Here is a 23,590-nt window from a genome sequence, read left to right as displayed (position 1 = left end):
TATTTGTTGGGGGAAAGATGAGTGGAACTCATTCTTTCATTTTATTACTAAAGAGTTTATTAACATGTCTGAAAGTTTCAAAGAATTGTTTGAGCAAAGTATTGCCGGCGCTCAATTTTATCCTGGTGCCATTATTAATGCCAAAGTTATTGGTATCGATAGTGACTATGTCATTTTAAATGCAGGTCTAAAATCTGAAGGTATCGTACCTAAAGAAGAATTTTATGACAAAGATGGTGCTTTGGAAGTTAGCCTGGGTGATACTGTTGAAGTAGCACTGGATTCTGTGGAAGATGGCTATGGCGAAACGCTCCTTTCAAGAGAAAAAGCAAAACGTCAGGAAGCTTGGCGTAAATTATCTAAATCGCATGAGAACAATGAAACAGTTACTGGTCTTATCTCCGGAAAAGTTAAAGGAGGCTTTACTGTTGAAATTGGTACTATACGCGCCTTCTTACCTGGTTCATTAGTAGACGTCAGACCTGTAAGAGATCCTTCTTATCTAGAAGGCAAAGAGCTTGAATTCAAAGTTATTAAGATGGATTTAAAGCGTAACAACATCGTTGTATCACGTCGTGCAGTTGTTGAAGAAGAAAGTAGTGCTGATAGACAAGCATTGCTTGAGTCCTTACATGAGGGTCAAGAACTCCATGGTATTGTTAAAAACCTTACCGATTATGGTGCATTCATTGACTTGGGCGGCATAGATGGCTTGTTGCATATTACTGATATTTCATGGAAACGTGTAAAACATCCAAGTGAAGTATTATCAGTTGGCCAAGACGTAAAAGTAAAAGTATTGAGCTTTGATAGCGAAAGAAACCGCGTTTCTCTAGGTATGAAACAATTAGGTAACGATCCTTGGGTTGACCTGGTAGAACGTTATCCAATAGGCAAAAAATTACAAGGTAAAGTAACTAATATTACTGATTATGGTTGCTTTGTTGAAATCGAAGAAGGTGTTGAGGGCTTAGTCCATATGTCTGAAATGGATTGGACCAACAAAAACGTACATCCAAGTAAAGTAGTTTCTCTGGGTGATGTAGTTGATGTTATGGTTCTTGAAATTGATGAAGAAAGACGCCGTATTTCTCTAGGTATGAAACAATGTGTTGGTAATCCATGGCAACAATTTGCCGCCTCCCACAATAAAGGCCAAAAAGTAAGTGGTAAAATTCGTTCAATCACTGATTTTGGAATATTTATTGGCTTGGATGGAGATATTGACGGTTTGGTTCATTTGTCTGATATTTCCTGGACTGTTGCTGGTGAAGAAGCAGTAAAACAGTTTAAGAAAGGACAAGAGTTAGAAGCTGTTATTCTTGCTATAGATCCTGAGCGTGAGCGAATTTCTTTAGGTATTAAACAACTTGAAGGCGATAACTTCGCAAGTTTTGTTGATGAATATACTAAAGGCGCCATAGTTAAAGGTACAGTTGTTGCAGTAGATCCTAAAACAGTTACTGTAGCTTTGTCTGATGATATTACAGGCACTATTCGTGCAAGTGAATTGTCTGATGAGCGTGTTGATGATGCGACTACCCTTGTCAAAGAAGGTGACGAGATTGAAGCAAAAATCATAAATGTTGATCGTAAAAACCGTTCAATTACGCTTTCAGTAAAAGCGAAAGATGCTCAAGATGAAGCAGATGCCATCAAGAAATATTCTAGAACCGAAGGTGCTTCAACAACAACCTTAGGTGATTTGCTGAAAGAAAAAATGGCAAGTAAAGAAAGTGATTAATTCCTTTATTGTCAACTAGTTAAGAAAGCGTAGATTTTTCTACGCTTTTTTGTTTGTATATTTTATAACCAGAGTGAACGAGGTGGCGCTCAGGTTTTTGTTACAGTATTATCCTGGAACGCTCCCAGGTTCCACTTCGAATTGCCCAGTAAACAAAAAAGGAAGAATTTATGCGCATATTAATGCTAGTTATTTATATAGTACTTATCATTATTGGCGTTAGTTTTGCTGCTTTAAATGCAACTTCAGTGGATGTTAATTTATATTTTAAAACGATAACAATGCCTATATCTGTTCTCATGACAATTATGTTGGGTATCGGTATTTTAGTAGGCTTTATACTTTTTATTGGTCGATATTGGCGTTTAAAAGCTGAATACCACAAAATTAAAAACCAATTAAAATTAACTGAAAAAGAAATTAAAAACTTACGATCAATTCCATTGCAAGATCAACACTAATTTTTTTATTATTATGAAGTTTAACATGCAGAGAGGAGGGTAATAATGATTGATTTATGGCCATTACTATTGCCTGCTGCTGCATGGTCTGGTTGGTGGATGGCAAATCGTAGTAAACCTAAGGAAGATCCTACTCTTAATAATCGCTTATCTCGTGAGTATGTTGTCGGACTTAATTATCTTTTAAATGAACAACCCGATAAAGCTGTTGATATATTTATTAAGTTATTAGAAGTTGACAGTGATACGGTAGAAACTCATCTTGCGTTAGGAAGTTTATTTCGACGTCGTGGTGAGGTTGATAGAGCTATACGCATTCATCAAAATTTAATCGCAAGACCTCAATTAAGTATATTACAAAGAAAAGAATCGTTAATGGCATTAGGCCAAGATTATATGAGTGCTGGTTTATTCGATCGTGCAGAGCGAATTTTTTTGGAGGTTGTAGAGTTAGGTGGATCTAAAGAAACTAGCAGCTTGCATGGATTGCTAGCGATTTATCAACAAGAAAAAGCATGGGAAAAGGCTTTGGATGTTATTAAAAAATTAGAAATTTCTACAGGAACAAGTTTTCATAACCAAGCCGCCCATTATTATTGTGAAATGGCCAATCAAGCTTTAAAAAGCAATGCGATTGATAGGGCTACATATTGTATTAAACAAGCCATAAACGTTGATAATGAATCTGTTCGAGCCAGTTTAATGAATGCAAGCCTTGAAATGAAAGAAGGGCGTTACAAACATGCTATTCGTTCATTAAAACGTGTGCCTCAGCAAGATGCAGATTTTTTAACAGAAATTATCGAACCTCTAGTTGTATGTCATAAAGAATTAAATACAATGGATGAGTGTATCAAGTATCTTGAAGAGACATTAGAGAAAAATCCCAGAGCTTCAGTAATTTTTGTAATAGCGGAATATTTAAGACAACAAAAAAATATGGATGCTGCTATCGATTTCGTAGCTGATAATTTAAGCAAACATCCATCAATTCGAGGTTTAAATCAGTTAATCTATTGGCATCTTGAATCTGCTCACGGGAAGGTACGTGACAAGTTACAAATGCTTTATGATATAACGAGTAAATTTTTAGACAATAAGCCAGTTTATAGATGTGTTCATTGTGGTTTTGGTGGAAAGCATCTTCATTGGCATTGTCCCAGCTGCAAAAACTGGGGAAGAATGAAACCTGTCCATGGATTGGAAGGATATTAATTAATTTTTTTAGAGATTATGATGCAATTTATCGATTTAAAAAGACAATATTCAATAATAGAAAACGAAATTTTAGCCAGTATTAAAAACGTTTTGGATCATGGTCAATATATTATGGGGCCTGAAATTGCGCAGCTTGAAAAGCAATTAGCTGATTTTATAGGAGTTAAACATGCTATTGTCAATTCAAGTGGAACAGATGCTTTATTAATGGCATTAATGGCTTTAGAAATTCAGCCAGGAGATGAAATAATAACTACTCCTTTCAGTTTCTTCGCTACTGCTGAGGTGATTAGTCTTTGTCAAGCCAAACCTGTTTTTGTAGATATTGATCCACTGACCTATAACCTGGACCCTAATAAGTTGGAAGCCGCAATTACCAGCAAAACCAAGGCGATAATGCCGGTTGGATTGTATGGTCAATGTGCTGAACATGATGAAATTAATGCGATTGCGGCTCGTTATGGTATCCCGGTAATTGAGGATGCAGCACAAAGTTTTGGCGCAACTTATAAAGGTAAATATTCTTGTGCTTTATCAACGATTGGATGTACTAGTTTCTTTCCGTCTAAACCTTTGGGTGGATATGGAGATTCTGGGGCCTGTTTTACTAATGATGATATTTTAGCTCAAAAACTTATTGAAATAAGAATTCATGGTCAAAATGCGCGTTATTGCCATAACCGTATAGGAATTAATGGACGAATGGATACGATTCAGGCCGCTGTTTTAATTGAAAAATTAAAACTGTTCCCCGATGAAATTATTATGCGCCAAAGAGTCGCCAAAATGTATGATCAGATTCTTTCGCCTTTAGTAAAAACACCTTTTGTTCATAGTTATAATACAAGTGTTTATGCACAATATACTATTGAAGTCACTAATCGAGATGCTTTTCAAAAGGCGATGCAAGAATCAGGAATTCCAACTGCAGTGCACTATCCTGTACCACTGCATCAGCAAGCAGCAATGGCTTATCTTGGTTATAAAATCGGTGATTTTCCACATGCAGAATATGCAAGCAGCCGTGTTATTAGTCTACCCATGCATCCATATTTGCAAGAAGCAGAGCAAATGAAAATAGTTACAGCAGTTAAAAATGCTCTAAAAGTTCATGAACAAGAAGCAATGGTATAAATGATGCCCAAATTAATTGTAGCACTGGATTTTGATAATGAGCATGATGCTTTACGTTTGATTGAAAAGCTTGATCCCCAAAGTTGTGCTTTAAAAGTAGGAAGCGAACTTTTTACACTGCTTGGCACAAGTTTTGTGAAACAATTAGTCAAAAGACAATTTAAGGTTTTTTTAGACTTAAAATTTCATGATATTCCTAATACTGTTGCAAAAGCGTGTAAGGCCGGTGCTGAACTCGGTGTATGGATGATGAATGTCCATGCTTCTGGGGGAATGAATATGATGCAAGCAGCAAGGAAGGCTATTGATTCTTATGGCGCTAGTAGACCAATCTTAATTGCAGTAACTGTTTTAACCAGTTTTAATCAAATCGAATTAACTTCGGTTGGGATTAACACTCCTGTTATTGACCATGTGAAAAAATTAGCAATTTTGACTAAGGAATCAGGTTTAGATGGAGTGGTCTGTTCTGCTCAAGAAGTGAAAGCCATTAAAAGAGCTTGTGGTGAGCAATTTATCACGGTTACTCCAGGTATCAGATTGCCAAATAACGTCAGTGATGATCAATCTCGAGTAATGACACCCAAACAGGCTATCGAAGAAGGTAGTGATTATCTGGTAGTAGGGCGTCCAATCACACAAGCAGCAAATCCTGAACTAGTTGTCGCTGAAATTTTAAAAGAATATTCAAGATAATTAATCCAATTTATAGCCTAGCTACATTCCAAAATGTGACTAGGCTAATCATGAAAGCCCGGGTATAGGCATATCATATTAATACTATAAGAGCGTCAATTTCGAATAATTTTATCTATTTAATTTATGATAAATTTGTGTTAATTATATTTGTGATGGTTAAAAATAATAAATATAAAGGAATCTAATCGTAATCTTATCGTTTGAACAAAAGGTGATGGAAACAGCAAGAATCGAGATAAGTATAGCAAGATCCATTCAGCAATAAATTAATGGAAAGCAGGGAATGCTTCGATTATTTGCTGAATGAGTTAATGGATTATCATAACTTAAGGATAAGTGATGACACCACAACACGTAATAAGTCAGCTGCTTGAATCTGACACACACCCATATGCCCAAAATCTTGATTTACTAAAAAAAATTATTATGACGGCCTATTTAGGACGTTTACAAATTAATGGGTTTCCTCCTGATAATAAAATCCCCTTGGGTAGTTATCTATTTGATAACGAACAAATAATGTTCGATTTTACCCGGGTAAGTGATGAGAAAAGAGCATTGTTTAAACAATGGCTTTTGGAACCCCATCAAAAAGAAAAAACTAAAGCCTTTTTAAGTGGCGTAACTGTAAATGAGTATCGCGGCTTTACAGCAGAGGTTGCTTTAACCTGGTGGGGAAGAATAGTAAGCTGGTTTCAGGGACAATATCTAGAGCATTGGAAAATAAGTGATTTAGATTTATCACTGAAAAATATATCCCATTATCAATTGACAGGCATTCAAATGTGTCATGGTAATCACGGGATATTAATTGGATTTAATCAATTTTTAGTTCCGGGAACAGGGACAAAATATAAAGATCCTAATGACTCACAGCAAGAACCTTTAGGAAATACAAAACGAGTTTTTATTACCGATAAATTGGTCGATCAACTTATCTCGCTTAATATAAAAAATATTAACTTTGAATCAATATGCAAGAGTCCTCATCCTCAATCAATAGAGGTAGATGATCCACAAGAACGCCTAGATAAAATGTATGATTATCGAAGAATGCAGCGTTTTATGTCATTAAAACCTTGGTATGTTCGAATTTGGAATTGGCTATTTCCCTGGATAAGTGAAGAAAAAGTTAAAAGTAAATCAATTAAAGAAAAACATGTAGTGCCTCTATATCAAACAAAAAAAATAGAGATATTTCGGTTTTTAAAATCACATGAGATTTTAGTGCGTGAAAGAAAACCTAATATTGAAAATATAGTTCTTTGTGGTGGTGGTGCAAAAATTTTTGCTCATATTGGTGTCTGGAAAGCATTAAATGAAGCGAAAATATATCCTGAAAAATTCGCTGGTAGCTCCGCAGGAGCCATTATGGCGTTAATGTGTTATTTAGGTTATACAGCGGCCGAGATTGAAGCCCTGTTTAAACATTTTAAACATGAGCATTTAGTTCATTTTGATATAAATATCAATGGAATTTCAGAAGCTCACTCCTTAAAGACTGCTCTTGATTATGCTATTGCCTATAAATTAGATCAAATCGTTTCTAAATATAAAATTCCATATCCGCACGGAAAAATTACGTTTGCTACCTTAGAGGAAATACGGCAGAAATGTCCAGGTTGTGGGATTGGAAAAGAATTGGTAGTTACAGCAACAAATAAACGGCAAGGGAAAACTCGATATTTCTCTTATTTTCGCTCACCAAATTTTGAAGTGAGTGAGGCAGTTAAAACATCTGCCAGTTTTCCTATTGTTTATAGATCAACCCTTATTGATGGTGAAGAACATAATGATGGTGGAATATTAAATAATTTTCCTACAGAGGCATTTTTTGATGATCACTCCACATTACTCGAATCAGAATACGGTAATAACCTAAAAGTATTAGCCGTTAAGTTTGATGATGGTCCAGAAAGAAAGGCTATCGATCGGGTGATGGATCGAGTTTATAGAGAGAATGTTGTATTAAACTGGATTTATAGATTATTAACTGGCGTTAGTGATCCTGCCAGCGGTTGGGAAAAAGATCGCTTGAAATTGAGAAAATATGCATGTCAATCCATTATAATTAACGTTGATAATGTATCTACATCATCGTTTACCGTGGCAGAGGAAACCAGAAAACAAATGATTGATTCTGGTTATCAAGAGACAATCAACTATTTGAATACCCGTTATCATAAAAATGACTCTGAAGAATATGAAAATGAAGAATTTATGTATACGACATTTAGTTCCCTTGGTGAGTTACTTTCCTATTGTTGTTATCGAGGTGATAGTAACTGGTTTGAAAAAGTGTATCGACTGATTGAAGAGTCTAGTGCTCCTAATCAATGCGAATTAATGCAACAAGCGCAGGAGTTGCGTAGACTTTATTTCAGTTCAAAAAGTTTTTCACCGCAAACCAACTCACCCAAAACTCCTAAACAAGATGATAATCAATTGACTTTTTTTGGTAATGAAATACATCATGATTCATCTTCATCAATTAGAAAAGACCATCACAAAATCCTGCTTGCTATATATCCTGTGTTTTTAAAATTATCGCAAGATTTATTAAAAGACAGCACAGACAAAAAGATTTTTGATTATGCGCGTCACGCTTTTTCGTTAAAAGCACCTTTTGATTGTTTGAGCCATTTTGCAAAAATCCGCAATGAAACACACATAGTTTTTCATATTGCAATTAATTTGTTAAAAGAACTTAAAAGGAATCCTAGTGAGAAAGTATATGATGCGATGAGTCAATTGCTTGCTTTGCTTAACAGTAATGTAAATGTGTGTAAAGAAGAGTATTTTTCACGTTGGGATTTATCTTTTTCTCAATGTTCACGCATATTAAGCTTATTGAGTAAGCATTCTGATATTGATCCTCAAATGCTTCGTTCATTAAGCAGAAAATATGAGCCCATGCAAACTGTGATTTCGGGTGTTTATTATGAAGATGATTACGTCGATTTAGAGTCTGATGAATCATTTTCCTATAGTATGTAATATATTCATCGAACTATGGTATTTTATTAGGTAACTCGCAAATCAGGAAATAGAAACGGAATAAATTTTAATTGATGAAAATAAACGGTTTTACGTTACTTGAGTTACTTATAACTATGTCTGTGTTTATAGGCTTATCAATAATAGGGATTGGCTCATATACTTATTTTGTGAAAAAAAATGAGCAGAAGACGATAATTGATGAACTTCGTACGGCAATACAATATGCCAAGATGCAGGCTATTATTCTTGGCAATCCTGTATATCTTTCTCCTCAAGATGCGTCATCGAATTGGTCAAAGGGTATTGTTTTAAATTTTTTAAATAAAAAAACGAATCAAATGGAATTGATTTATCAATGGCAATGGAGTCATCCTCGTTGGGACTTGCATTGGGATGGAGTAAGTTCATCAAAGAAGATCACTTTTTCAACTTATCCTGGACAAGCGATTAGCAACGGACGTTTCATTTTAATGAATTTAGATACCCATGAACAGACTGTTGTTATTTTGAATCGACTAGGAAGAATAAGAGTTAGCAATAACTTGTCGCTGATGCGTTAATTTTGTAAGATCATCCTGAAATATATTTTGTAATAAGTAGCTAACATACATGTCTATTAATACCCATTCCATTTACACAATAAATGCACAAAGTTCGGAACAACTTTCACAATGGCTTAATTATAACGCTTCATTAACTGATAAACTGCTGCAAATTAAAGGGGAATCACGCATTCAGCTTATTTCCCAATGTTGGAGAGATACAGACTGGTGGGGTAGAAACCTTCTACAAATCCAAGATAACCTCGTCTTTCAACGTGAAATCATGATGAAAAGTCATGATGTTGTTTATTGGTATGCACGAAGTATTATTCCTAAGAGATGTTATGAGCTTGATCCTGCTTTTTTTGGACGCTTAGAAAACGAATCAATAAAAAACTTAATTTTTAATGAAGATCGAGTGCATCGCGTTCGATGGACAAGCTATCCTGTGGATCAACAATGCTTGGAGTATTATTGGGTTAAACAAAATCTGGACTCAATTAATGGTGTGCTTTGGGTGCGACTCGCTGAGTTTTCATTTCAACAAAAAGAATCATTTTTTTTGGCTGAAATTATGTTACCTGAACTTGAGAATATTAACTCATGAAGTGGAATGCATACTGGCGATTAATGCGTTTTGATAAGCCCGTGGGAATTCTATTGCTCTGGTACCCAACGGCATGGGCTTTATGGTTGGCAAATAAAGGACTACCATCGCTCAGACTGTTAATCTTTTTTTTATGCGGTACTGCACTGATGCGTGCTGCGGGCTGTGTGATCAATGATATTGCTGATCGAAATATTGATAAACATGTTGCACGCACTAAACTAAGACCGCTAACTGCTGGTGAAGTGAGCTTGCCAGAGAGTTTTCTTGTATTAATAACATTACTTTTAGCTGCATTATTTATATTAATTCAGCTTCCTAGAAATTGTTTTTTTCTTGGATTAATCGCACTATTTATTTCTCTGTTATATCCCTTTTGTAAACGCTTTCTCAATGCACCCCAATTTGTTCTTGGTTTAGCATTTTCTATGGGAATACCTATGGCTTATGTTGCCTCAGATCGATTTTTAAATAGTGAATGTTTCTTGTTGTTTTTAATAAATTTTTCCTGGATTATTACTTATGACACCATGTATGCCATGGCTGATAAAGCGGATGATTTACGAATTGGGGTGAAATCGACTGCAATTTATTTTGCTAGTTATGATCGGGTGATTATTGGTTTGTTACAAGGTTTATTTCATAGTTTGTGGTTATATTGGGCATTCATAAATCAAATAAATTTATCGTTTTATATTTTTTGGTTTATAGCGGGTATTGTCTTGATTTACCAACAAAAGCTGATTAATAAAAGAATACCTCAAGATTGCTTTAAAGCCTTTATTGTGAGTGCGTATTATGGCGCATTAATGTGGTTGGCTGTTGTTGGTATTGGTCTGTGATGATCTTCCTGAACATATAAGACCATGTTCTCACAGTAGTATTATAGTTATAGTAGCCCGGATTCCACTACGCTTCACCCAGGCTACACCTATAGTTTAGATTTAAAAGGCCTCACTACCATTATCTGCAACAACTCGAGTATGTTTTCCATAAATTACAAGTATTTTTTGCTTTGTTTTCAGCTTGAGATCTTCTGCTTGTACTACAGAAATAATTCCTCCTGAATTTAATTTAATGACATATTCAACACCACGTGATTGGTTATAGCCATTGTCCTCAAAACTATTGTTTGTGTTATTAGTTACATTGCTCATTGTTCGATGCAAATTCACAGGGCGTTTGGAAATAATTGTTCCTGGAATTACTTTTTTAATCTTACCTACCTCATTTGAATCATATTCACCAGGAGGCAATGCTTTATTACAGCTTGATAAAATAAGACCAAAGAATAATACTAAAATTGGTTTAAATATGTTTTTTCGATTCATAGATACTCAAACTCCAGTAAGGAACATGATTAAGATAATAGCCCCATATCAAATTTAACTGTGAGCTTATCTTGAAGCAAATAGGGAATTATCTATGTCACGTACTAATTAATTTTACGATCGAATGAAGTATAACCGAGAATTAATTTATTTTTAACAGTTCTTCTAATAAACTGCTGGCCCCAATGCGAAACCAGCTTTTATTAATTTGTTTGCCAATTATCAACTCTGCGAGTATGGCATAATTATATGCTTGCTGTGGCTTTCTAATGCCTCCTGAAATCTTAATCCCACAGACTCTACCTGCATCTCGAATAGCACTTAAAATAGCAAATGCTGCGGATAATGATGCTCCTGTAGATATTTTTCCTGTTGATGTTTTAATAAAATCGCAGCCTGATTCAATTAACTCATTGCTTGCATTGTAAATAGCTTTGATATCAGGAAAAGAGCCTGTTTCTAAAATAATTTTTAAAGTAAGCTTATGCCTCTTACATAATTGTGCAATAGTATGGCATTGATTTAACGCTTTTTGCATTTGTCCCTGAAGATATATATGGTAAGGAAAAACATAATCAATTTCTCGAGCCCCCAGCTCAATTGCCTTTTCTATAGCTTCAAGTGAAATAGAGAGTTCTTCGCTTCCATGGGGAAAGTTAATAACCGTAGCCAAATCAATATTATTTTGTGAAAAAAATTGATCCAGATGCTGTATATGAATGCAGAGCGCAGCAACTTTATTTTGATTCGCATTGTGTTTTAATTGCAATAATGCTTCAGGAGTTGCATGTTCATCCAATAATGTAAGATCAATGGTTTGAATAAGTTGCTTGGCGGGGATGATTCTTTTGGAATAGCTACCAAGCAACGTTTCCATGACCTCATTCAAATGGGTCTCTAAAGTCACTTTATACTCGCAATGTATTGTTTTAGAATTAAATTAAGTTTTTCCGCAGCACTTTCTGCCATCGCGACTACAGACTCGTGGCTGTGTGCAGTTTTTGAGAGACCTGTTGCATAGTTAGTAATCATAGCAATAACTGCTACGTGCATCCCACAATGATTCGCAACTAATACTTCTGGTACAGTAGACATGCCTACAGCATCAGCCCCCCAAACTTTAAATGCTCTGATTTCGGCAGCTGTTTCGTAATGTGGGCCTAACACCGAAATGTAAACTCCTTCAGTAAGCTTAATTGAATTTTGTGCAGCAATAGATAATAAGTCAAAACGCATTTGTTTGTCATAAGCGTTATCCAAAGGATAAAATCTTGGGCCAAACTCATCATCGTTGGCCCCAATCAATGGGTTGCTAGGCTGTAAATTTATATGATCCGAGATTAGCATTAATTCTCCGGGCCCAACATCTTCTCTTAATGAGCCTGAGGCATTAGTGGCAATAAAATAATCGCATCCTAACAGTTTTAAAGTACGAATATAGGTTTTAACTGTTTCATAGTTCTCTATACCTTCGTAAGTATGAGCTCGACCTTGTAAACATACAACACCCACATTATTCCAATAGCCAAAAATCAAATTACCACCATGTCCTTGCACGGTAATTTTAGGGAATCCTGGTAACTCTTCATAACTGATTCGTATTGAATCTTGTAACTCATCAGCAAATTTCCCTAATCCTGATCCCAAAACCACCCCAATGGTTGGTTTAAATGAAGGGTATAATTTTTTGATATAGTTTGCTGCTAAATGGGCATAGCTCTGCTTTGGTGCAGTATCTGTCATACAAATTTTCCTATTAATTAAGGGTTAACATCAAAATTAAATGCCAATGGTAGGAGTTCATTAATCTTTAAGCTACGTAATATTGAATCTTTATTACATAGATGGATTAGAGTATCAGTTGTTGAGAATTCATAAATCCTTTGTCTACATGCACCACAAGGTGGACACAATAAATCTGTTCCCGCAAGGATAACCATACTTTTAATATGTTGTTCGCCTGCAGAAACCATTGCAGAAATTGCTGAAGTTTCAGCACATACAGATAAACCATAAGAGCCGTTCTCTACATTCACTCCTGTATATAAATTGTCTTTATCGGTGCATATACAACAAGCCACGCAAAATTTGGAATAAGGCGAGTAAGAATGAATGAGCGCCTCATGTGCGTTTGAAATCATTTTCGCAATCGTTTGATCCATAACAAATCTCAATTAAAACTGGAAGTTTGTAAGTATAAAAGAGTATTGTCTTTAAGACTATCTTCTTCTTTATGTTCTTCGCCATTAATAACATTTGATTTAGTTGGTTCAGAAGATTGTTGGCTCGGATTTGAAAATACACTGTTGAAGCAACTGGGTTCTTGTTCGGGTGACTTAGAGTATTGTACGGAAACTGAAGGCTTTAATATTTCACTCATTTCATAATAACTTTCAGGAGTTTGGTCGGGTTTATGTTGTCCGAAATTGCAATTTAACCAGAATTCAAATGCGAATGCCCCAAGTCCCACACAAATGAGCAGTGAAAAAATAGTAATTGGTATCGCCATCGGCGGAAAGAAAAAGATAAAAGTTGCTGCAGTTGCAGCAACAAGGCTTATGGCAGTAGATGTTATAGCGTAAGATACATAAGCTTTTTGTCGTGTCGAGGAAAAATTTTCATCACCCGGAGGGGGATTTTTCAATTTATGATACTCTCCAATTGACCATATTATATTACCAAGAAGAAACAACCATGCTGCAGGAGGAAATAAAGCCGGTACAAAAATGGCAGCGACACTGATTATTGTTGCTGTAAACCCTACAATTGAGGAAAAAAGAAATTGCTCTTTAATTTGTGCAAAACCATACCATTTGCGATAGTGTTCTGGATGATCAGGATGAAGATGGCATGCTATAAACCAAGACAGATAAGCTAATGAATAAACGCCCAATGAAATGAATCGGAAAATAGCTGACGCCAGTGGAAAAGGAATATACTGAAGCTTTGAAAGCAAAAAGCCAGCAAAGAAAAAAATGCCACTTGCTTTATCTAATTTCTGGGCTACGGTCATATAAAAGTAATCCTGGAGATTTTGTAACCCTGCAAATTGTACCTTAATTAAACAGAAAAAAATAGTTTATTTCATATATTTAAGAGCATAAGAGTGAATAAAAAAAGTATCAATCATATATTTAATTTTATGATTAAAGTTTTACGAATTTATAACTGGATTTAATACAGGTGGTTCCGTTTTTATATCTGGTATTGAATGAAGAATAATGCGTATAAGCAATCCTCCACCAGGATTATTTAGAGCCATGATTTCACCCTGATGTAATTGAATTGCGCGAGAGGCTATGGCTAACCCTAAACCGTATCCGCCTGTTTTTTTTGTTCTTGACGTATCAACACGATAAAATGGGCTAAATATTCTGTTTAATTGAGCTTCAGGCACGCCTGGTCCTTTATCACTAATATCGATGTACACATGTTCTTTAGTTTCATCATGTTTTAATGAAACAACCACTTGTTCTGTGGCAGGCGAGTAATGTAGTGCATTGCGAACCACATTTTCTATTGCTCTATGAATTAATCGCTCATCAATGAACAAGCAACACGGTTCAATCACGCCTGCCTTGACTCGCGGTGTTTCCTCTCCAGCTTCATAATTGGCATCTCTAATGATATTGAGCAAAAGAGCTGAAAGATCAATTTTATTTAAATTGAGATCAGTTGTTGATTTTTCCAAACGAGCAAAATCAAGTACCTCAGTAATTAAAGCATTTAACCTGGAACACTCAAGTTCCATACGATTAAATTCTGTGTCTGCTAAATGTTGCGTTTTATTGCGTCCTAATTCAATAGCAATTTGCAATCGAGCAAGAGGGGAGCGTAATTCATGTGAAATATCTTGTAACAATCGTTCTTTGGAGTTGACTATTGTCTCCAATTGTTCTGCCATACGATCAAACTCATTGCTCAATTGGGCTATCTCATCATTATAATGACCTCTTAAATGCCCAACTCTTGTATTTAACTTTCCAGTAGCAATTGATTTAGCCGCCAATCCCAAAGATCGTAATGGTTGAGTTAAATACCGTGATAATAAATAACAAATAAGACCACTAATAAATGTGGCTAAAATGAGGCGAATCGCAAGACCAGCCCAAGGAACGCCAACAAAATGATAGATTGGTTTTTCACTTACAGCAGCAAGTCGATAAAACTTTCCTGAAGTGGATAAGATTTCATGACTCACGATGAGTTTGCCTGATTTTAATATACCTTCGCTTAGCTGATCTTGAAGTAAGTTTTCTGCAACTTTTTTTACATTTTCTGGTACGGCTTGTGTTCCAATAATTTCACCAGTGCTTGATAATAAATAAATGGACATATGGCGTGAAATACCAATTTTATTAAGCCATTTTAATAAAGCAGTTTGTCGACCTGATTCGTACGTTGCAACGGCCGCATTTGCATAACTATCCATAAATAGCTGTTCTTGGGCAGGCAATGATGATTTTTGTACAATATGACTAATTACCCAAGCTGTAGTGAAAATAATAAGTATTGTGGCGAGCCAAAATGAAATAAAAATTTTCCAATACAAACTACGCATTAAACATATATCCAAATCCTCGAACAGTTTTAACTATGGGTTCGCCTTGAGGATTGTCTCCTAATTTATTTCTTAGGTTACTGATATGAACATCGATACTTCGATCATAGGCAGTATATTTTCTGCCTAAAGCATATTCAGTAAGTTCTTCCTTTGAAAATGCTTGCCCTGGTGATTTTATAAGCATTTCTAAAATATTGAATTCAGCATTAGTCAGTTCGAGATAATTTCCACCCATGGTTACATGACGTTTGGAACAGTCAACCACTATGTTATGTTGTTCGATGACCGGTCTTGATGTGGGAATTTTTTGGGTACGTCTTAGAATAGCACGTAAGCGAGCTACTAATTCGCGAGGATTGCATGGTTTAGGCAGATAATCATCGGCACCAATTTCAAGGCCTACAATACGGTCTATATCATCACCTCGAGCCGTAAGCATGAGAACAGGTGTTTCCAAATGTTCACGAATCGCTTTTAATACTTCAAAACCATTCAGTTTCGGTAACATGACATCAAGGATAATTGCATCAAAAGTCTGATTTAAGGCTTTTTTTACTCCGTTTTCACCGTCATGAATACAAACAGCATGGAATCCCTCGGGTTCCAAATATTGGGCTAATAAATCTGTCAGCTCTATATCGTCATCGATTATGAGAATATTACCATTCATTCTTCATTATGCCTTGCGTTTATCAATACATTCCATCAACTTGATTCTTCTAGCATCTGCATTAATAATTTTAAACTCAAAAGAATCGATCGTAATCGTTTCCCCTCGTGAAGGTAAATGACCAAAACTATTCATTACAATACCACCTATTGTATCATAAGTTTCATCACTAAAATCTGCTTTAAGTTGTTCATTAAATTCATCAATAGGCATATGGGCTTTAACAATATAGTGTCCATCTTCATGTGCCTTAAGGTACGCATCTTCATCAATATCGAACTCATCTTCAATATCGCCAATAATTTGTTCGATAATGTCTTCAATGGTTACAAAGCCTGAAACTTCGCCATATTCATCCACAACAATAGCCATGTGATTTTTGTTGCTGCGAAATTCACGGAGTAAGCTATCCAAACGCCTGCTTTCAGGAACAAACGTTGCCTGACGACAAATATCTAGTAAATCGAAGGAGTCGAGATTTGCAGATTGATAGCGTAATAAATCCTTTGCATGTAATACCCCAATGATTTCGTCTGAATCTGCGGCAATTACAGGAAATCTTGAGTGGCCGGTTTGAGTAATTGTTTTGATGATGTCGCAGAATTGATCATCTTGCTTAATGCAAATCATTTGGTTTTTGGGCAACATGATATCTCGTACACGCATTTTGGAGAATGAAATAGCTCCTTCTATCATTGTCAAAGTTTCAGCGCTAATAAGAGAGCGAATCTGTGCGTCCCTTAATAAACTAACAAGTTCCTCTTGATTTTGTGGTTCTCCTTGTAAAAACTGCTTAAAACGAGCAAACCACGTAGTGCTATCTTCCTCTCTATTCAAGTTCATTACCCTCTACGTCGTAAGGATTAGGAAATCCAAGCTCAGCTAATAATTTAATTTCAATAGATTGCATTATGGCTGCCTCATCATCCTTAATATGATCATAGCCTAATAAATGCAATACTCCATGAATCAAAATCAATGCCCAATGTGATTCTAAAGTTTTTTTAAGCTGCTTGCTTTCTTCTAACAAAACCTGTGGGCAAATGACAACATCACCTAATAATGGGCATTCTAACTGTATTTCAGGTGGTAACGCACTAGGAAATGCCAATACATTTGTGGTTTTATTTTGCTTTCTGTATGTATGATTTAAATGAATCATTTCTTCTTCAGTAACCAGCCGAACAGTGAGCTCCGCTTCTTTTTTACAATCTCTTAAAGCCAGAGATGCCAAGCGGATTATTTCGTCTTCGCTGATAGGTAGTGATTCATCAGTTGCGTTTTGAATGTCGATATAATAACTCATTTATTTTTTTCCGGTTGATGCATTATCATAGCAGTCAACAATTTTAGATACTAGCGGATGCCTTACTACTTCATGACTTGTAAATGTATGAATACTAATTTCCGGTAATTTTTTGAATAATCCTACTGCATGCGCAAGCCCTGAATCAATACCTTTTGGCAAATCAACTTGTGTCATATCTCCAGTTACTACAGCTTTTGAACCAAAACCAATACGTGTTAAGAACATTTTCATCTGCATAATGGTTGTGTTTTGTGCTTCATCAAGAATGATAAATGATTCGTTTAAAGTTCGGCCACGCATAAATGCTAAGGGTAAAACCTCGATAATATCCGATTGAATCAGCTTTTGTGTTTCTTTAAAACCTATCATTTCATATAGTGCGTCATAAATAGGTCTTAAATAGGGTAGTACTTTTTCTACTAAATCTCCTGGAAGAAATCCTAATTTTTCACCTGCTTCAACTGCCGGTCTTACAAAAATTAATCTTTGTATTTCACCTTTTTCAAAACATTGTATGGCTTTAGAAACAGCTAAATAAGTTTTACCTGTTCCTGCGGGACCAACAGCAAAGGTTACATCAAAGCGGTCTATTGCATCGAGAAAGTCAGCTTGTTTGTTATTTCGGGCAACGATTGACTTTCTACATAATTTAACATGATGAACATTATGAATCATTATCTTAGGGTTTTCCTTAATAAAGTAATATATTATTAGTATAGTATTTATTATACTTTATGGCCGTATTTGGTATGGGTTCACAAGAATAGTGCAGAACGCTCATCTTCTGCAAGATTTATGCTACAATCATTCTTTTTGATATAACACAAATTCATGATCGATCTTCATTGTCATAGCAATTTTTCTGATGGAATTTTAAGTCCAAAAGAATTAATACAAAGAGCGCAAAGTAAACAGATTCAGTGTTTGTCGCTTACAGATCATGATACAGTCGCAGGTTATCCCGAATTATTGCAGGCCGCTTCTACTACATCAATTAAAATAATTAATGGAATAGAATTTAGTGTCCGATGGAAAAAGCATGAATTACACATTCTGGGTTATCAAATTAACCATTCTGCGGGTTTCCTTGAACTGATTCAACGGCAAAATCAGAGTAGAGTAGAGCGTGCGCAACAAATTGGAGCGGCATTAGATTTGCTTGGTATTTCGGATGCTTATTTAAAGGCATGCAAATTAGCAGGACATGAGCGAGTAGGAAGACCTCATTTTGCACAGCTTCTTGTGAATGAAGGCAAAGTTCAAGATCTTGCAACGGCATTTAAGCGCTTTTTAGGGAGAGGTAAAGGAGCCTATGTTCCGACTCCTTGGATTAGCATTCAGGAAGCGGTCGATGGCATTATCACTGCAGGTGGCCAGGCAGTTATCGCTCATCCTCTTAAATACGGATTGACGCGCTCTAAATTGCATGAGTTAATTAATGAATTTAAAGAAGCTGGTGGCGTAGGAATAGAGGTAGTTTCTGGTGAGATGACTGTTACTGATGTTAATGAAATGGCGGCGATATGCCTAAGGTTCCAGTTATTAGCTTCTTCTGGTTCAGATTATCATAGTGATATTTCTTCACGAGTTAAGCTTGGAGGCCAGAGGCAGCTACCAGTGAACTGTACGCCTATTTGGCATGAATGGAACATTTAACAGGGGACTTTATGAGTCAGTTTTTTGCATTACATCCTGATAATCCACAGGCTCGTTTATTGAGAAAGGCGGTGAATATTATTGAGGACGGCGGACTAATTGTTTATCCTACGGACTCAGGTTACGCATTGGGTTGTAGCTTAGGTAATAAGGCCGCACTTGAACGCATTAGAAAATTACGCCAATTGGATAAAAATCATAACATGACTCTTGTTTGTCGTGACTTATCTCAACTTGGCACTTATGCCCGTGTATCAAATCCAATATTTAGATTATTGAAAGCGTTTACGCCAGGTTCCTATACTTTTATTCTTAATGCAACACAAGAGGTTCCTCGCTTAATGCTCCATCCCAAAAGAAAAACTCTGGGATTACGCGTTCCTGATAATATGATTACACTTGCACTATTGGAATGTCTTGAAGCGCCTTTAATGAGCACTACGTTGATTCTACCTGGCGCTAAGGCCCCATTGAGCGAACCTGAAGCGATTCATGATCTGTTAGGACATCAAATCGATTTAGTTATTGATGGCGGTAACTGTGGACAAGAGCCCACAACGGTAGTTGATTTAACTGGTGATTATCCAGTGATAATAAGGGAGGGTAAGGGTGATCCCGAACCTTTTAAGTAATTAATTTAAATTTATAAAGAGGATATTGATGTCAGCATTATTTAGTTCCAATAAACGAGTTGTTTCTGGAATGCGAGTCAGTGGAAGATTACATCTTGGGCACTACCATGGTGTAATAAAAAATTGGATTAAATTACAACATCAATATGATTGCTTCTTTTTTGCAGCCGATTGGCATGGCTTAACCACACAATATGATCAACCAGGTTTTATAGAAAACCATCTGTGGGATATGATTGTGGATTGGCTGGCTTGTGGAGTAAATCCTGGATTATCACGAATATTTATTCAATCATGGGTTCCAGAGCATGCTGAGTTACACTTACTTTTATCCATGATTACTCCTTTGGGATGGTTGGAAAGAGTACCTAGCTTTAAAGATCAGCAAGAAAAATTAAAGGAAAAAGACTTATCGACCTATGGTTTTTTAGGTTATCCTTTATTACAAAGTGCTGATGTTCTTATTTATCATGCTGATTATGTCCCTGTCGGTGAAGATCAAGTATCTCATATTGAGCTTACAAGAGAAATTGCGCGTCGTTTTAATCATATATATGGTAAAGAGCCAAATTTTGAAGAGTTAGCGGCTGAAGCTATTAAAAAAATGGGAAAAAAGAACAGCAAGTATTATAGTGAGTTGCGTCGGCAATTTCAGGAACATGGAAATCATGAGGCAATTAAAACAGCACAAGCTTTGTTAGAAGATCAACCTAATTTATCTATTGGTGATAAAGAGCGTCTCTTAGGTTACATAGAGGGTAGTGGTAAAATTATTCTGCCAGAACCCCACCCATTACTTACCGAAACAGCCAAAATGCCTGGTACAGATGGGCAAAAAATGTCTAAATCCTATCATAATACAATTATGTTAAGGGAACCGCCGGAACAAGTTGAGAAAAAGATATTGACTATGCCAACTGATCCAGCAAGAGTCAAACGAACCGATCCTGGTGAGCCAGACAAATGTCCTGTTTGGCAATTTCATAAAATTTACTCCAATAATGAAGTGAAGGATTGGGTGCAAAAGGGCTGTCGTTCAGCAGGAATTGGTTGTATTGAATGTAAACGACCGGTTGTTGACGCGGTTAATAAAGAGTTACAACCTATTCAAGAAGCAATTACGGAATATGAGTCTGATTTGAGTTCAGTAAAACGAATTGTTTCTGAAGGAAGTGAAGCTGCACGAGAAGTGGCTTGCAAAAATTTGAGTACTGTACGAGAAGTTATGGGGCTTGATTATTGATGCTTGGGCGTTATATCGGTACTTTTGAAAAACAATCCTGGACGAATATAATAGCGTCCAGGTTCCACGTTACTTCCTCCATTTTACATGCACAGATTTATGCCGATTTTTGAGAGTGTATCTGTGAAGAGCCTCATAAGAATGAGTTATTAGCATGGATATTGAATTAGCAAGCAAACCAGAAGTAAAAGCAATTATTGATGGTAAGGAGCTTACGGAGCTCCCTGATGATTTATTTATTCCTCCTGATGCACTCGAGGTTCTCTTAGATTCATTTAGTGGACCTCTAGATTTGCTTTTATACCTTATTCGCAAACAGAATATAGATATACTGGATATTCCGATTGTAAGTATCACAAAGCAATATTTGCATTATATCCAATTGATGGAATGTAGACGTTTAGAATTAGCTGCTGATTATTTATTGATGGCTGCGATGCTTGCAGAAATTAAGTCACGACTGTTACTACCGGCTCCTCCTGCTAGTGACGATGATGAGGAAGAAGATCCTCGTATGAGCCTGGTACGAAAACTCCAAGCCTATGAACAAATAAAAATTGCAGCAGAATTGCTTGATACACTTCCTAGACAAGAGCGAGATCATTTTCTAGTTCAAGTAACTCCTTCTGAACTTGAACGAATAATAGTTCATCCTGATGTACATTTGGAAGATTTAATTGAAGCAATGAAATCACTATTACAAAGAGAAGAGCAGACAAGCCATCATCAAATCTCACGAGAAGTGCTATCGGTTCGTGAGCGAATGAGTCACGTTTTGTCACTACTGCAAGAACATAAAGTTTTAGAATTCAGTCAATTATTCTCGATTGAGGAGGGACGAATTGGATTGGTTGTTTCTTTGTTAGCTATTTTAGAGTTAGCGAGGCAATCACTCATTGTGATTACACAAAACGAAGCATTTTCTCCAATACATTTACAGGCAGCATAAGATGGATGAAAAGGAATTAAAAAACATAGTTGAAGCATTAATTTTAAGCTCTAATGAACCAATCTCTATAGATAAACTGTTAGAGGTTTTTGATGAATGGCAAAGACCTACCAAAGAACATTTAAGTATGGTTATTAATGACTTAACAGAAGACTATACATCACGATCTTTTGAGCTTGTTCAAGTTGCTAGTGGTTTTATCATACAAACCAGAAAAGAATACAGCAGCTGGGTTGCTCGCATGCAAATTGAAAAGCCTAGTAAATATTCTCGTGCTTTGCTTGAAACTTTAGCCATTATTGCTTATAAGCAACCAGTTACCCGAGCTGATATTGAGGAGCTACGTGGTGTTGCAGTAAGTAGTCAAATAATAAAAACATTATTGGAAAGAGAATGGATTCGTGTTTCTGGTTATAAAAATGTTGCGGGTAAGCCCGCTGTATATACGACTACAAGAGAGTTTTTAAATTATTTCAATTTAAAATATTTAAAGGAACTTCCAACCTTACCCGAGGTTATGGAATCCTTAACTTTACATAATCCTAATGAAGAGTATATTACCGAATGAGCAGCGAAAGGTTACAAAAAATATTAAGTCAAGCAGGCCTTGGATCTCGACGAGAAATGGAGCGTTGGATAGAAAATGGCTGGGTTCAGGTTAATGGTAAACCAGTGAAATTAGGCGATTCAGCAAGTGCCGAAGATAAGATCACTGTAAAAGGAAAGTTAATTCCTAATCCACTTAAAGTAAGACAAAACACACGCATTCTGCTTTATCATAAACCCGTAGGTGAAATATCAAGCCGTCATGATCCTAAATTTGAGAAGACAGTTTTTGATCATTTACCTCATTTGCGACAGGGACGTTGGGTTCAGGTAGGTCGTTTGGATTTAAATACTTCTGGTTTACTTATCTTTACAAATAATGGTGATTTAGCAAATCAATTAATGCATCCTAAATATGGACTGGAAAGAGAATATGCAGTTAGAGTTCATGGCCAGGTTAGTCCGGAGGCTTTAAATAATCTTCAAAAGGGTGTTGAACTAGAAGATGGAATAGCTAAATTTACTCGCTTGGAATTTCGAGGTGGAGAAGGATCAAACTCCTGGTATCATGTGACATTAAATGAAGGACGTAATAGGGAAGTGCGACGATTATGGGAATCACAAGGTGTGGAAGTAAGTCGATTGATACGAATTCGCTACGGTGTATTAACTATGCCAAGATATTTGTCACGTGGACAATGTTATGAATTAACACCCAAAGAGGTTACTGACTTTTTAGCCTCCTTGCCTAAATAACAATGGTGTTTAGTAGACTGGATTAGTTTAACGAAATCCAGAGGTTTTTTCGTCATCACGAGTGTAGCGAGGGGCTCTCTTTGTAACAATGTGTTAGAGCAATGATAAATCTCTCTATGCTCAAGATACATGTGTCTGTTCCTCAAGTTAGTGCAGCGATAATTCGGGCTTCTAATTATCGACCCTATATTAGGGGCTGTTGACAATTGCTTCATTAGCTTATGTTCCACGCTTTATGCGCAGAATCCAGTAAAGGCTACATTAAAAATAGGTACATTTTCGTGTGTCTCGGTATAGAGCCCGCGCATAAAGCCTGAGAGATCCTCACAAAATTTAGCCATAGTGAGGACTCTCTTGTTGATTCTGAATAGCACACTGATACAGCATGCTTAAAAGTTTCTCAAAAAATTCTTGAGAGATAGTAATTGCTTTTTTCAAAGCTCTTCTTCCGAGGAAAACGATGGATAAAACAGAGGTATGTTTAGCAGACTGGGCTTGGAAATCAGAGGCTTTTCCGATTGATTTGGTG

General features: G+C 36.2%; 26 protein-coding genes. 15 read left to right on the top strand and 11 right to left on the bottom strand.

The window, feature by feature from the left end:
* The first annotated feature begins 64 nt into the window (after positions 1 to 64).
* From rpsA to ubiA, 9 genes are all read left to right on the top strand, one after another.
* Positions 65 to 1,744, top strand: coding sequence for a 30S ribosomal protein S1 (gene rpsA / locus ELY20_RS10505; RefSeq protein WP_110142319.1), 1,680 nt, complete (start codon positions 65 to 67; stop codon positions 1,742 to 1,744).
* Between the two features lie 170 nt (positions 1,745 to 1,914).
* The gene (locus ELY20_RS10500; protein ID WP_110142318.1) at positions 1,915 to 2,205 is read left to right on the top strand and encodes a LapA family protein; all 291 of its coding nucleotides are present in this window, start codon (positions 1,915 to 1,917) and stop codon (positions 2,203 to 2,205) included.
* A 45-nt stretch (positions 2,206 to 2,250) separates the two neighbouring features.
* Positions 2,251 to 3,420: a lipopolysaccharide assembly protein LapB gene (gene lapB, locus ELY20_RS10495; RefSeq protein ID WP_110142317.1), complete on the top strand. Its 1,170-nt coding sequence runs from the start codon at positions 2,251 to 2,253 to the stop codon at positions 3,418 to 3,420.
* Between the two features lie 21 nt (positions 3,421 to 3,441).
* Positions 3,442 to 4,557 (top strand): DegT/DnrJ/EryC1/StrS family aminotransferase, encoded by a 1,116-nt coding sequence (locus tag ELY20_RS10490; protein ID WP_110142397.1) that lies wholly within the window; start codon positions 3,442 to 3,444, stop codon positions 4,555 to 4,557.
* Positions 4,558 to 5,253 (top strand): orotidine-5'-phosphate decarboxylase, encoded by a 696-nt coding sequence (pyrF, locus tag ELY20_RS10485; RefSeq protein WP_110142316.1) that lies wholly within the window; start codon positions 4,558 to 4,560, stop codon positions 5,251 to 5,253.
* A gap of 342 nt (positions 5,254 to 5,595) precedes the next feature.
* Entirely contained in the window at positions 5,596 to 8,253 is a 2,658-nt protein-coding gene (gene vpdC / locus ELY20_RS10480; RefSeq protein ID WP_110142315.1) for a Dot/Icm T4SS effector VpdC, read from the top strand.
* A gap of 74 nt (positions 8,254 to 8,327) precedes the next feature.
* A complete protein-coding gene (locus tag ELY20_RS10475; RefSeq protein WP_110142314.1) occupies positions 8,328 to 8,816 on the top strand; it encodes a GspH/FimT family pseudopilin in 489 nt (162 codons plus the stop codon).
* 49 nt (positions 8,817 to 8,865) lie between these two features.
* Entirely contained in the window at positions 8,866 to 9,405 is a 540-nt protein-coding gene (locus ELY20_RS10470; RefSeq protein WP_110142313.1) for a chorismate--pyruvate lyase family protein, read from the top strand.
* Positions 9,402 to 10,247, top strand: coding sequence for a 4-hydroxybenzoate octaprenyltransferase (gene ubiA, locus ELY20_RS10465; RefSeq protein ID WP_110142312.1), 846 nt, complete (start codon positions 9,402 to 9,404; stop codon positions 10,245 to 10,247). The genes ELY20_RS10470 and ubiA overlap by 4 nt, the downstream gene beginning before the upstream one ends.
* Before the next feature lie 102 nt (positions 10,248 to 10,349).
* On the opposite strand, the gene ELY20_RS10460 is transcribed toward ubiA, so the two are convergent.
* From ELY20_RS10460 to ELY20_RS10415, 10 genes are all read right to left on the bottom strand, one after another.
* Positions 10,350 to 10,736: a hypothetical protein gene (locus tag ELY20_RS10460; protein WP_110142311.1), complete on the bottom strand. Its 387-nt coding sequence runs from the start codon at positions 10,734 to 10,736 to the stop codon at positions 10,350 to 10,352.
* 142 nt (positions 10,737 to 10,878) lie between these two features.
* Positions 10,879 to 11,643 (bottom strand): deoxyribose-phosphate aldolase, encoded by a 765-nt coding sequence (gene deoC, locus ELY20_RS10455; protein ID WP_110142310.1) that lies wholly within the window; start codon positions 11,641 to 11,643, stop codon positions 10,879 to 10,881.
* The gene (locus ELY20_RS10450) at positions 11,640 to 12,479 is read right to left on the bottom strand and encodes a purine-nucleoside phosphorylase (protein ID WP_110142309.1); all 840 of its coding nucleotides are present in this window, start codon (positions 12,477 to 12,479) and stop codon (positions 11,640 to 11,642) included. Before ELY20_RS10450 ends, deoC begins: the two co-directional genes overlap by 4 nt.
* 17 nt (positions 12,480 to 12,496) lie before the next feature.
* On the bottom strand, positions 12,497 to 12,898 hold the full coding sequence (cdd, locus tag ELY20_RS10445) for a cytidine deaminase (protein WP_110142308.1): 402 nt from the start codon (positions 12,896 to 12,898) through the stop codon (positions 12,497 to 12,499).
* An 8-nt stretch (positions 12,899 to 12,906) separates the two neighbouring features.
* Positions 12,907 to 13,749 carry a hypothetical protein gene (locus tag ELY20_RS10440; protein WP_110142307.1) on the bottom strand — a complete coding sequence of 281 codons (843 nt, stop codon included), beginning with the start codon at positions 13,747 to 13,749 and terminating at the stop codon, positions 12,907 to 12,909.
* A 141-nt stretch (positions 13,750 to 13,890) separates the two neighbouring features.
* Complete coding sequence (gene cpxA, locus ELY20_RS10435; RefSeq protein ID WP_110142306.1) at positions 13,891 to 15,297, bottom strand: two-component system sensor histidine kinase CpxA; 1,407 nt, start codon at positions 15,295 to 15,297, stop codon at positions 13,891 to 13,893.
* Positions 15,290 to 15,970, bottom strand: a complete 681-nt coding sequence (gene cpxR / locus ELY20_RS10430) for a two-component system response regulator CpxR (protein ID WP_110142305.1) — start codon at positions 15,968 to 15,970, stop codon at positions 15,290 to 15,292. The genes cpxA and cpxR overlap by 8 nt, the downstream gene beginning before the upstream one ends.
* A 6-nt stretch (positions 15,971 to 15,976) precedes the next feature.
* Positions 15,977 to 16,813: an HlyC/CorC family transporter gene (locus ELY20_RS10425; protein ID WP_110142304.1), complete on the bottom strand. Its 837-nt coding sequence runs from the start codon at positions 16,811 to 16,813 to the stop codon at positions 15,977 to 15,979.
* Positions 16,800 to 17,276 carry an rRNA maturation RNase YbeY gene (ybeY, locus tag ELY20_RS10420; RefSeq protein WP_110142303.1) on the bottom strand — a complete coding sequence of 159 codons (477 nt, stop codon included), beginning with the start codon at positions 17,274 to 17,276 and terminating at the stop codon, positions 16,800 to 16,802. Before ybeY ends, ELY20_RS10425 begins: the two co-directional genes overlap by 14 nt.
* Positions 17,277 to 17,954 carry a PhoH family protein gene (locus tag ELY20_RS10415; RefSeq protein ID WP_110142302.1) on the bottom strand — a complete coding sequence of 226 codons (678 nt, stop codon included), beginning with the start codon at positions 17,952 to 17,954 and terminating at the stop codon, positions 17,277 to 17,279.
* A gap of 156 nt (positions 17,955 to 18,110) precedes the next feature.
* Between ELY20_RS10415 and ELY20_RS10410 the strand changes: the two genes are divergently transcribed.
* The 6 genes from ELY20_RS10410 to rluB all read left to right on the top strand — a co-directional run bounded on the left by ELY20_RS10410 (position 18,111) and on the right by rluB (position 23,061).
* Positions 18,111 to 18,935: a PHP domain-containing protein gene (locus tag ELY20_RS10410; RefSeq protein ID WP_110142301.1), complete on the top strand. Its 825-nt coding sequence runs from the start codon at positions 18,111 to 18,113 to the stop codon at positions 18,933 to 18,935.
* Between the two features lie 11 nt (positions 18,936 to 18,946).
* The gene (locus ELY20_RS10405) at positions 18,947 to 19,567 is read left to right on the top strand and encodes an L-threonylcarbamoyladenylate synthase (protein WP_110142396.1); all 621 of its coding nucleotides are present in this window, start codon (positions 18,947 to 18,949) and stop codon (positions 19,565 to 19,567) included.
* 28 nt (positions 19,568 to 19,595) lie between these two features.
* A complete protein-coding gene (locus ELY20_RS10400) occupies positions 19,596 to 20,810 on the top strand; it encodes a tryptophan--tRNA ligase (RefSeq protein WP_110142300.1) in 1,215 nt (404 codons plus the stop codon).
* A 154-nt stretch (positions 20,811 to 20,964) separates the two neighbouring features.
* Positions 20,965 to 21,759, top strand: a complete 795-nt coding sequence (locus tag ELY20_RS10395) for a segregation and condensation protein A (RefSeq protein WP_110142299.1) — start codon at positions 20,965 to 20,967, stop codon at positions 21,757 to 21,759.
* Between the two features lies 1 nt (position 21,760).
* Positions 21,761 to 22,327, top strand: a complete 567-nt coding sequence (scpB, locus tag ELY20_RS10390) for an SMC-Scp complex subunit ScpB (protein ID WP_110142298.1) — start codon at positions 21,761 to 21,763, stop codon at positions 22,325 to 22,327.
* The gene (gene rluB, locus ELY20_RS10385; protein ID WP_110142297.1) at positions 22,324 to 23,061 is read left to right on the top strand and encodes a 23S rRNA pseudouridine(2605) synthase RluB; all 738 of its coding nucleotides are present in this window, start codon (positions 22,324 to 22,326) and stop codon (positions 23,059 to 23,061) included. The genes scpB and rluB overlap by 4 nt, the downstream gene beginning before the upstream one ends.
* A 333-nt stretch (positions 23,062 to 23,394) precedes the next feature.
* Here rluB and ELY20_RS17000 read toward each other — a convergent pair.
* The coding region (locus tag ELY20_RS17000) for a hypothetical protein (RefSeq protein WP_126955512.1) at positions 23,395 to 23,590 on the bottom strand (196 nt) is incomplete at its 5' end.

The sequence above is a fragment of the Legionella qingyii genome, from assembly GCF_003990155.1.
In the GTDB taxonomy this organism is placed as follows: domain Bacteria; phylum Pseudomonadota; class Gammaproteobacteria; order Legionellales; family Legionellaceae; genus Legionella; species Legionella qingyii.
This window is presented reverse-complemented; position numbering and strand designations above follow the sequence as displayed.

Coding starts and splice junctions, on each gene's coding strand:
- rpsA (WP_110142319.1), top strand. CDS start 65: ATGTCTGAAAGTTTCAAAGAATTGTTTGAGCAAAGTATTGCCGGCGCT.
- ELY20_RS10500 (WP_110142318.1), top strand. CDS start 1,915: ATGCGCATATTAATGCTAGTTATTTATATAGTACTTATCATTATTGGC.
- lapB (WP_110142317.1), top strand. CDS start 2,251: ATGATTGATTTATGGCCATTACTATTGCCTGCTGCTGCATGGTCTGGT.
- ELY20_RS10490 (WP_110142397.1), top strand. CDS start 3,442: ATGCAATTTATCGATTTAAAAAGACAATATTCAATAATAGAAAACGAA.
- pyrF (WP_110142316.1), top strand. CDS start 4,558: ATGATGCCCAAATTAATTGTAGCACTGGATTTTGATAATGAGCATGAT.
- vpdC (WP_110142315.1), top strand. CDS start 5,596: ATGACACCACAACACGTAATAAGTCAGCTGCTTGAATCTGACACACAC.
- ELY20_RS10475 (WP_110142314.1), top strand. CDS start 8,328: ATGAAAATAAACGGTTTTACGTTACTTGAGTTACTTATAACTATGTCT.
- ELY20_RS10470 (WP_110142313.1), top strand. CDS start 8,866: ATGTCTATTAATACCCATTCCATTTACACAATAAATGCACAAAGTTCG.
- ubiA (WP_110142312.1), top strand. CDS start 9,402: ATGAAGTGGAATGCATACTGGCGATTAATGCGTTTTGATAAGCCCGTG.
- ELY20_RS10460 (WP_110142311.1), bottom strand. CDS start 10,736: ATGAATCGAAAAAACATATTTAAACCAATTTTAGTATTATTCTTTGGT.
- ELY20_RS10450 (WP_110142309.1), bottom strand. CDS start 12,479: ATGACAGATACTGCACCAAAGCAGAGCTATGCCCATTTAGCAGCAAAC.
- cdd (WP_110142308.1), bottom strand. CDS start 12,898: ATGGATCAAACGATTGCGAAAATGATTTCAAACGCACATGAGGCGCTC.
- ELY20_RS10440 (WP_110142307.1), bottom strand. CDS start 13,749: ATGACCGTAGCCCAGAAATTAGATAAAGCAAGTGGCATTTTTTTCTTT.
- cpxA (WP_110142306.1), bottom strand. CDS start 15,297: ATGCGTAGTTTGTATTGGAAAATTTTTATTTCATTTTGGCTCGCCACA.
- cpxR (WP_110142305.1), bottom strand. CDS start 15,970: ATGAATGGTAATATTCTCATAATCGATGACGATATAGAGCTGACAGAT.
- ELY20_RS10425 (WP_110142304.1), bottom strand. CDS start 16,813: ATGAACTTGAATAGAGAGGAAGATAGCACTACGTGGTTTGCTCGTTTT.
- ybeY (WP_110142303.1), bottom strand. CDS start 17,276: ATGAGTTATTATATCGACATTCAAAACGCAACTGATGAATCACTACCT.
- ELY20_RS10415 (WP_110142302.1), bottom strand. CDS start 17,954: ATGATTCATAATGTTCATCATGTTAAATTATGTAGAAAGTCAATCGTT.
- ELY20_RS10410 (WP_110142301.1), top strand. CDS start 18,111: ATGATCGATCTTCATTGTCATAGCAATTTTTCTGATGGAATTTTAAGT.
- ELY20_RS10405 (WP_110142396.1), top strand. CDS start 18,947: ATGAGTCAGTTTTTTGCATTACATCCTGATAATCCACAGGCTCGTTTA.
- ELY20_RS10400 (WP_110142300.1), top strand. CDS start 19,596: ATGTCAGCATTATTTAGTTCCAATAAACGAGTTGTTTCTGGAATGCGA.
- ELY20_RS10395 (WP_110142299.1), top strand. CDS start 20,965: ATGGATATTGAATTAGCAAGCAAACCAGAAGTAAAAGCAATTATTGAT.
- scpB (WP_110142298.1), top strand. CDS start 21,761: ATGGATGAAAAGGAATTAAAAAACATAGTTGAAGCATTAATTTTAAGC.
- rluB (WP_110142297.1), top strand. CDS start 22,324: ATGAGCAGCGAAAGGTTACAAAAAATATTAAGTCAAGCAGGCCTTGGA.